The following is an 8377-nucleotide window of genomic DNA, read 5'->3' on the forward strand; positions in this document are numbered from 1 at the left end:
TTATTCGTTACCTTCTTTTCGGGCGGCAGTTAGTTTGAGAATTTCCTCACCGATGGAGGCCAACGGCAGTTGTGCCTCCACAGCCCCAATTTCGTGTGCAACCCGCGGCATGCCGTAGACGACGCAGGTCTTTTCGTTCTGCCCGAGCGTCCGCGCGCCCGCGCTTCGCATCTTGAGCAGACCGGACGCTCCATCGCGCCCCATTCCCGTCAGGATCACACCCACGGCATTTCGACCTGCCAACTCAGCAACCGAGTCGAACAGGACATCGACGGAAGGGCGGTGCCCGTTCACCGGGTCGCGCTCGACCAAACGGCAGCATGGTGCCGAGGCATTCGTGACCTGCAGATGGCGATCGCCGCCGGGCGCCAGATAGATCTTGCCGATCTCGAGCCGCGCACCGTCCGTCGCCTCTTCCACCACCGGCGCGCACAGACGATTAAGCCGTTCTGCGAAACTTTTTGTAAATGTCGGCGGCATGTGCTGCGTGATGACCGTCGGCGGACAGTTCTTCGGGAACTTTTGCAACACCGTGATCAGAGCTTCGACGCCACCGGTCGACGAGCCGATGGCGACAACCTTGCGCCCCACACGATATCCGGAAGCGGGCGTTGCCGCCGGCGCAGGCGCGGCCGCTGCGCGACGAAGACCGGAGCGGGCCGCTGCCTTCACCTTCTCGGCGAGGTCGATGAACGGCCGGATGTCGCCTGGTGCCGGCTTGCCGACACAGTCGAAGGCGCCGATTTCGAGCGCAGCCAAGGTGGCGTTCGCGCCATGGTGGGTCATCGTGGAAACCATGATCACCGGCATTGGCCGCAACCGCATGATCTTGTCGAGAAATTCAAGCCCATTCATGTTGGGCATCTCGATGTCGAGCGTCACCACATCCGGATTGAGTTCCTTGATCGCCGCGCGAGCCTCTAGCGCGTCACCGGCCTGGCCGATCACGCTGACCTCTGGATCCGAGTTCAGAACGGCGGTGATGAGGCCGCGCATGGTCGGCGAGTCGTCGACGACGAGAACGCGTGCTGGAGCGCTCATGCACGCCTCCCGACGTTCTTGCTCAGGTAGCGATAGGTCGTGATGCCGATATTGTCGAACAGGTTCTTGGCGTCGCCAGATACCCGTTCCGAATGGCCGATGTAGAGATGGCCGCCCTCGGGAAGGAGGGATGCGAAGCGAGACCAGATCTTTACCTGCGTCGGCTCATCGAAATAGATCACCACGTTGCGGCAGAAGATCACGTCGAACTGCCCCTTGAACGGCCACTGCGCCATCAGGTTCAGTTCGTTGAACGTGATCAGCTTCTTGACGCGCTCGTCCACCTGGAACTTGCGCCGACCTCCGACGTCCACTTCGCGGAAGAACTGCTTGCGCATTACGGGCGTGACACTTTCCAGCGCGTTCTCATCGTAAACGCCAGCTCGAGCGAGAGCGAGGATCTTCGGATCGATGTCAGTTGCTAGGATCCGGAAGTCGTAGTCCGCCGCGTTTGGCAGTTGTGACAGAACCGTCAGTGCAATCGAGTAAGGCTCCTGACCGTCGGAGCAGGCAGCTGACCAGATGCGTACGCGTCCGCCGCTCTTGGCCCGTGCAATGAGGCTGGGCAGCACTTCGTCGCGCAGATGCTCGAAGTGGTGGTTCTCGCGAAAGAAGCGGGTGAAGTTCGTGGTCAGGTGCGAGAGCATGTCGCGCCGCGCAGCAGCGCCCTCCGGCGAGGCGACGAGAGCGCAATACTCGCGGAACCCCTTGAGGCCGAGATTGCGGATGTGCTTGGAAAGACGCGAATAGACCAGCGACGCCTTGGAATCGTTCAGGTAGATGCCAGCGTCGGAATAGATCATCGCCGCGATCTCAGACAGGTCGCGGCGCGTCAGCGGATATTCTCCGCTGGCCATGACCTCATCCGGCGACTGCCGACTTTCAAGTGCACCCATCGGAGTCATGCAGCTTCACTTTCCTTCTCCGGGAAGAGCGCGCCCAGCTCGATCATGCAGATCATCCGCTTGTCGATTGCCAGGATCCCCCGAGCGTATTGTTTCTCCAGCTCGGAAGATACTTCCGGCACAGGCTGGATATTGTCGTCGGTAATCGTAAGGATATCGGAAACGGCTTCCACCAGAAGTCCCACTACCCGCGTGTTTACCTGGGCAACGATGATCACGTGACGGGCCGTCGGCTCGGAATCCTTCATGCCGAGCCGCGCCGAGAGGTCGACGATCGGCAGCACCGCGCCGCGCAGGTTGATCACGCCAAGCACATAAGGTGGCGCGTGCGGCAACGGCGTCGCCTGCGTCCAGCCGCGGATTTCCCGTACCGACATAATGTTGACGCAGAATTCCTGATCGCCAATACGGAAGGCAATCAGCTCCCGATTCCCCTGAGAGACATTTTTCACGGCGTACGACATACACTTAACCCGTGGCAGCGAGTGACATTTCCGGTTTGAGGGAATGGCCGCGCGACGCTGCTACGACAGCGTCGACGTCCAGGATGAGGGCGACTCGGCCATCGCCAAGGATAGTGGCAGCCGCAATGCCCGGCACGTGCGTGTAGTTCGCCTCGAGCGACTTGATGACCACCTGGCGCTGGCCCTGGATCGCATCGACCATCAGGGCGCGCTGTCCACCGCCTTCCGATTCCACCAGCAGGGCCACCCCTTCCATCGGGTTTGCATGCGCCGAGCGGAAGTTGAGGATGCGGCCGACATCGACCAGGGGGCAGAAGGAGTTGCGGATGGAAATCAGGCGCTGGTTGGCGCCGAAGGAATGGATTGCCGACGCTTCCGGCTGGAGTGTCTCCACAATCGCCGTCAGCGGTACGACGAGTGTCTGGCCGGCGACGGTCACCACCATGCCGTCCAGGACGGCCAGCGTCAGTGGCAGGCTCATGGTGAAGGTCGAACCCTGGCCCGGGCGGGACGAGATCGAGATACGTCCGCCAAGCGCCTGGATCGACCTCTTGACGACATCCATGCCGACGCCACGGCCCGAGATATCGGAGATCTTGTCGGCGGTGGAAAAGCCTGGAGCGAAGATCAGGTTGTCGATTTCCTCGTCCGTCAGGTTTGCGTCCGGCGCAATGAGATCGTTGTCGATCGCCTTCTGCTTGACGCGCTCGCGATTGATGCCAGCGCCGTCGTCGACGAGTTCGATGAGGATGCGGCCCGAGCGATGCTTTGCGGTCAGCTTGATCGTGCCTTCCGGATCCTTGCCGGCAGCTTCGCGCTTCTCCGGCGTCTCGATGCCGTGGTCGACGGCATTTCGGATCATGTGGGTCAGCGGCTCGGCCAGCTTGTCGATGACCGTCTTGTCGACTTCGGTATTCTCGCCCTCGGTGACGAGGCGGATCGACTTGCCGACCATGTCGGCCACTTCGCGAACGATACGCGACATGCGCTGGAAGACCGGCTTCACCGGCTGCGCGCGGATCGCCATGACCGAATCCTGAATCTCGCGGGTGAGTTGCTGGAGCTCCTCAAGACCCATGTTGATCGAAGAGGTGCCGGTCGTGTCGTTCTCGATGACGCTCTGCGAAAGCATTGCCTGATTGATGACGAGCTCGCCGACGAGGTTGATCAGGCGGTCGACACGGTCGAGATCGACGCGGATTGTCTGGCCGGCGGCGGCAGCGGCAGCCGTTGTCTGCGCAGCCGCGGCGGCAGCGGCAGCCGTTGTCTGCGCAGCCGCGGCGGCAGCGGACTCCTTCTTCTCGACGCGGGCTGCGGCAGCAGCCATTTTGGCGTCTTCGCCTGCAGTCCCGGATTCGGCAGCGGCCCTTGCGGGTTCGCTTTCCTCAGCGGGAGCCGGAACATCATCGAGTGCGGAAAGATCGAACGGCACCGGAACCATCGGCAGTTCTTCAGCCTGGGAGGCAGCCTCCACCGCCTTCACCTCGAGGTCACAGTCCCATTCGGCGAATTCGAAGACGGCACGGATGTCGTCTTCGGTCTTCACCGTCTTCAGAGAGATCTTCCAGCTGAAGTAGGATTCTTCCGGATCCATGCTTTCCAGAGCCGGGAGCGCGTCCAGATCACAGTTGATGCTCACCTCGCCGATGCGGGACAGGTCGCGCAACAGCAGCGCTGCCTCATTGCCCTTGCTGAAGAGTTCACGGCGCGGGCGGAAGCTGATTTCGTAGGTATCGCCGTACTCGGCCGCAACCTCGTCGTCGCCGAATGAATCGAAGGAGAACGGGATCGGCTGAAAGCCGCTCTCATCTGTCGGAGCCGGGGCGGCCTGTACCGGTTCAGCCGCCTTGGGAGTGGGCTTCGGCGCTTCTGCGGAAGCAACCAGCGCTTCGCCGTTGGCCAATGCCTCCAGCTCCTTCACGAGGCCACGGCTTCGCGCTTCGTCAACGCAGCCACCGTCGCGGGCTGCGTTGGTCAAATCGGCCAGCACGTCGGCGGACTTCAGCATCACCTTCAGCACGTCCTGCGTGGGCTCCAGACGATTCGAGCGGACACAGTCCAGCGTCGTTTCGAAGACGTGGGCGAAGGCGACAAGGTCGTCGAGACCGAAGGCACCTGCCCCGCCCTTGATGGAATGAACGGCGCGGAAGACAGCGTTGACCGTCTCCGGATCGCGATCCCCGTCGTTAAGCTTGAGAAGCCCCGATTCCAGTTCGGCGAGCTGTTCCTCGCACTCCTGAAAGAAGATCTCTTTGATTTCATTCATATCCATCGGAAGGCTTCCTGATCAGGCTGTTTAACTCAGGCGGTCACGCGCTCGATTGCATCGATCAGCTTTGCCGGATCGAAGGGCTTGACGATCCAGCCGGTAGCTCCGGCCTGGCGTGCACGGTTCTTCTTCTCGGCATCGCTTTCCGTGGTCAGGACCAGGATCGGCACGGCACGGTACTTTTCATTGCGTCGAACGCCTTCGATGAAACCGAAGCCGTCGAGGCGCGGCATGTTGATGTCCGTGACAATGACGTCCGGATTGGCGCCTTCGAGAACTTCGAGCCCCTCGACCCCGTCCTCTGCCTGGATGGTCTCGAAGCCGGCATTGTTGAGGGTCACCAGAAGCATGTTCCGGATCGTCCGTGAATCATCCACGGTCAGAACTTTTTTCTTCATGTCTAGGTCTCCTTGGCAACCAGATGATCGGTATCGATGCCGATGAGTTGCATTGTCTTCGCGAAGGCGTCGGATGATTTCTCGACGGTGTATGTCTTCTTGTCCGCCTGCCAGGCCCGGGCGCCGGCGATTAGGACCTGGGCGCACTGGACGCCAAGCCGCTCGACGTGTGAGGCGTCGATAGTGATGTTGTTGCCGCGCATCGACATCAGCTTGCCGTGCAGGCTAGTCGCCTCGTTAAGATCCAGGATCGGGGAAAGTTTCAAGGTACCATTCGCGGCCTTCTTGGACGCCATCAGATCATTCCTTGCGCTTTGGGGAACAGAAGGTCGCCGTCGTCCCGCAGATCGACCGCAGGCCCGGTTGTAACGAGCTCGATCCTGGGCTTCGGCGGAAGGGACGGCCGGGCCAGGTCGGAATGGTAGCGAGCCTGACGCTCGATCCGGAACTCCCGGACCGTTTTGCCGAGCTCGACAATCACGGTGTGAAGGTTGTCAGCCTCAGAGCCTGCACGCTCCGCACGCTCGGCGTTGGTTGCGACATCCTTGCGGAGGGAGCACACGTTCGAAGCCACCTGCCCGAGCGCCCCCGCCTGCTCCTCGGCCTTCACCGCAATGCCGGCAATGGAGCTGTCTATCTCCGTGACCTGTCGTACTATGCCACTGATGGCGTCCTGCGTGCGATGAACCATCTGCACGCCGGCGTCGACCTGGGTCTTGGTGCCGTTGACCAGCGACTTGATTTCATGAGCCGCATCGGCGGAACGCTGCGCCAGCGCACGCACCTCCTGGGCGACGACCGCGAAGCCACGACCAGAGTCGCCGGCTCTTGCGGCCTCTATGCCGGCATTCAGCGCCAGCAGGTTCGTCTGAAAGGCAATCTCGTCGATCACGCCGATGATCTCGCCGATCTTTTCGGCGGAGGCTTCGATATCAGCCATCGCATTGATGGCGCGTCCGACGATCTGTCCGCTTTCTTCCACGGTCGCACGGGTCGCGGCAGCGGCCTTCTGCGCGGCGCCCGTTTCGGCCGCGCAAGACTGCACCTGCTGAGTGATGGCCGCGAGCTGTGCGGACGCCTCGCCCAGCCGCTGGGCATGCGCTCTAGCGTCACCAGCAAATTCGCGAGCTTCTGTCGCCAGTGCGATTGCCAGGGCTCCGGCTTCATCAGCTCGCGCTTGGGTGACCTGAAGGGAGGCTCGGCTTGCTTCGATCGCCTGGTTCAGCAGGTCCGCCAGCTCTCGGTAATGCTCCGGGACGTCGTCCGAAAGAGAAACGGTGAAGTCGCGCTCGGCAAGCGAGCGGATGACATCGGAGAAAAGCTTTAGGACCTCAGCCCGCTCGTCCTTGCGCTGCTGATCGGACGCGCGGTGATGCTTCTGGCGGAGTTCGTTGAAGCGGAGGGAAACGGCAATTTCGACATCCACCATGACGAGGCGAACCAGCGCGCCGACCAGCTCCGAGAGCTCCTGATTGCGGCGGCGCGCAGCCGGCAGCAGCGGCCGACCTGCTTCCTCGGAGAGAATCCCGGAGAGCAGATGCTCAAGAACGACTGCATGGCCTGCGACGTGCCAGCGCGGGTCGAGCCCCATGCGGCTTTCGCTGTCGGAAAGAACCTTCACCCGCTCGGCGTAAAGTGCATCGAAGCGGGCGTCAGTTAGAACGCTCCAGTGGGACGACTGCAGATCGTGCAGCCGGTCGATCTGATGTTCGCTCTCGAACTGGCGCGACGCCTCAGGGAAGGCCTGAAATCGATGAAAGAGGTCGCGCAGGCCGGACTTGCAGTGCACCTCGAGCTGAGTGCGATGACGCCGGAGAAGGTCGCAGGACTGGTCATCGAGACCAGCGAAAGCCAGTCTCTCGCCCAGGCTTCCGGCCTGGGGTCTTCTCGCCTGATCGGATGGCGGATAATGCCCCACAATGCGTCCCCAAAAAACACGACGATCCACAAAAGGACCGCAGGTGATGCGCTCTCGTGCACCAGTCGCTGGACCGCAGGAAGGATGCCCGGGCCTTGGAAAGGCGCATCAGACAGGGAGAACTCGGTTGCCGCGGACTGGATGATCAAGAGCGGATACCGGGTCGGAACCGGTACGGCAGGGCGGCATCATGCCTGCTGAGGAAGAGTGCTCCCCCAATTTGCCGTGGTCCCCCATATGTATGGTTAATTCCTTGCCCGAAGGTTAAGAAGCCCAGCGCATCCGGCTAATTCGCCTGTGCAGATCCGGTGCGGAAGAGTGCCAGAACGGGAGCAACCGGTCCGCGGCCTCAGGATGAGGCGGTGTTGCCAGGAGTCTCCGCAAATCTGCGGCTGATGAAGATCGAACCCGCCAGCCCGAAGCGCCATGGCAGTTCGGCTGCCTTGGTGATGCCGATCCGCCTTCCCGAAACGATCGGAGGCCGACGCTCCGGCAGGGATAGCTCGAACGGCGGCTGCGTCAGCGAGAGACCGTCGTGGATACCGGAGACTGCAAGCGCCTGACAAACCCGCCCCGGACCGGCGCACAGGAGGCGCAGCCCCAGCCCACCACGCCTATGCTCCATCTCGCCAACGCCCCATCGCGGTTCGATTGCCCGGATGAGAACGGCGCTTCCGGGACGGCAGACGACATTGAGACACCAATGAATGCCGTAGGACCGGTAGACATAGGCCCGCCCACCGGGCCCGAACATCGACCGATTTCGCTCCGTCGGACCGCGAAAGCTGTGCGACGCCGGATCCTCCAGTTCGTAGGCCTCGGTTTCTACGATGATACCGCCGATCTGGTCGACGCGAAATTCGGCTCCGATCAGGGCCTGTGCAGCCTCCAATGCACTGCTACCGAATAGTCGATCAAGCCTCATGCAGCCTTCACGTGATGTTGTGCCGAGATGTCGATGTAGAGTTAGAGCCGAGCATGGATTCAAGATGCGGCGCCACGGGGAAACGTCAAGCACATCGAAATGCAAGAATGAATATCGCCGGCGCCTCTCAGCTTTTGAGGGAGCTGGATGCATCCGAAGAGAGATGCCTGTGGAGCTCGGTCGGCCGGAGGTAGCAGCTTTCGGCTCAAGACGGTGGCAAGCGTCGCGGCATGACTGACATCGTCAATCCAGCGAAGCGTGTCGAGACGGCCTGGCTTCTGATGTTCTGCGGAAAACCGTTCCTATGTTAGAGATCCCTGCAGCTGGAAGTGCAGGTTTCCGTCCCGGCGCGGACACAGAGAGCTTTGCCACAGCTTTGTTACTGCACCACCGGAGGCGGATAACATCTGCCTATCGAATACAGGTAGTTGGTAATCTGCGCCTTCAGGTGGTCGCG

The 8377-nt window shown here is 61.6% G+C and carries 8 protein-coding genes; all 8 read right to left on the reverse strand.

Features of this window, described 5'->3' with window-relative positions; genetic code table 11:
* The gene (cheB, locus tag MUU54_RS19015; protein ID WP_247245584.1) at nt 1–1041 is read right to left on the reverse strand and encodes a protein-glutamate O-methylesterase CheB; all 1041 of its coding nucleotides are present in this window, start codon (nt 1039–1041) and stop codon (nt 1–3) included.
* Entirely contained in the window at nt 1038–1946 is a 909-nt protein-coding gene (gene cheR / locus MUU54_RS19020; RefSeq protein WP_247245585.1) for a protein-glutamate O-methyltransferase, read from the reverse strand. Before cheR ends, cheB begins: the two co-directional genes overlap by 4 nt.
* Complete coding sequence (locus MUU54_RS19025) at nt 1943–2410, reverse strand: chemotaxis protein CheW (protein WP_247245586.1); 468 nt, start codon at nt 2408–2410, stop codon at nt 1943–1945. The genes cheR and MUU54_RS19025 overlap by 4 nt, the downstream gene beginning before the upstream one ends.
* 4 nt (nt 2411–2414) lie before the next feature.
* Nucleotides 2415–4682 (reverse strand): chemotaxis protein CheA, encoded by a 2268-nt coding sequence (locus tag MUU54_RS19030; protein ID WP_247245587.1) that lies wholly within the window; start codon nt 4680–4682, stop codon nt 2415–2417.
* A 29-nt stretch (nt 4683–4711) separates the two neighbouring features.
* Complete coding sequence (cheY1, locus tag MUU54_RS19035; protein ID WP_133316561.1) at nt 4712–5077, reverse strand: chemotaxis response regulator CheY1; 366 nt, start codon at nt 5075–5077, stop codon at nt 4712–4714.
* 2 nt (nt 5078–5079) lie between these two features.
* Nucleotides 5080–5373 carry an STAS domain-containing protein gene (locus MUU54_RS19040; RefSeq protein WP_247245588.1) on the reverse strand — a complete coding sequence of 98 codons (294 nt, stop codon included), beginning with the start codon at nt 5371–5373 and terminating at the stop codon, nt 5080–5082.
* Entirely contained in the window at nt 5373–6995 is a 1623-nt protein-coding gene (locus tag MUU54_RS19045) for a globin-coupled sensor protein (protein WP_247245589.1), read from the reverse strand. Before MUU54_RS19045 ends, MUU54_RS19040 begins: the two co-directional genes overlap by 1 nt.
* A 349-nt stretch (nt 6996–7344) precedes the next feature.
* On the reverse strand, nt 7345–7920 hold the full coding sequence (locus MUU54_RS19050; RefSeq protein ID WP_247245590.1) for a DNA-3-methyladenine glycosylase: 576 nt from the start codon (nt 7918–7920) through the stop codon (nt 7345–7347).
* Nucleotides 7921–8377: the final 457 nt, after the last annotated feature.

The organism is Pseudorhizobium tarimense, from assembly GCF_022968135.1.
GTDB lineage: Bacteria > Pseudomonadota > Alphaproteobacteria > Rhizobiales > Rhizobiaceae > Neorhizobium > Neorhizobium tarimense.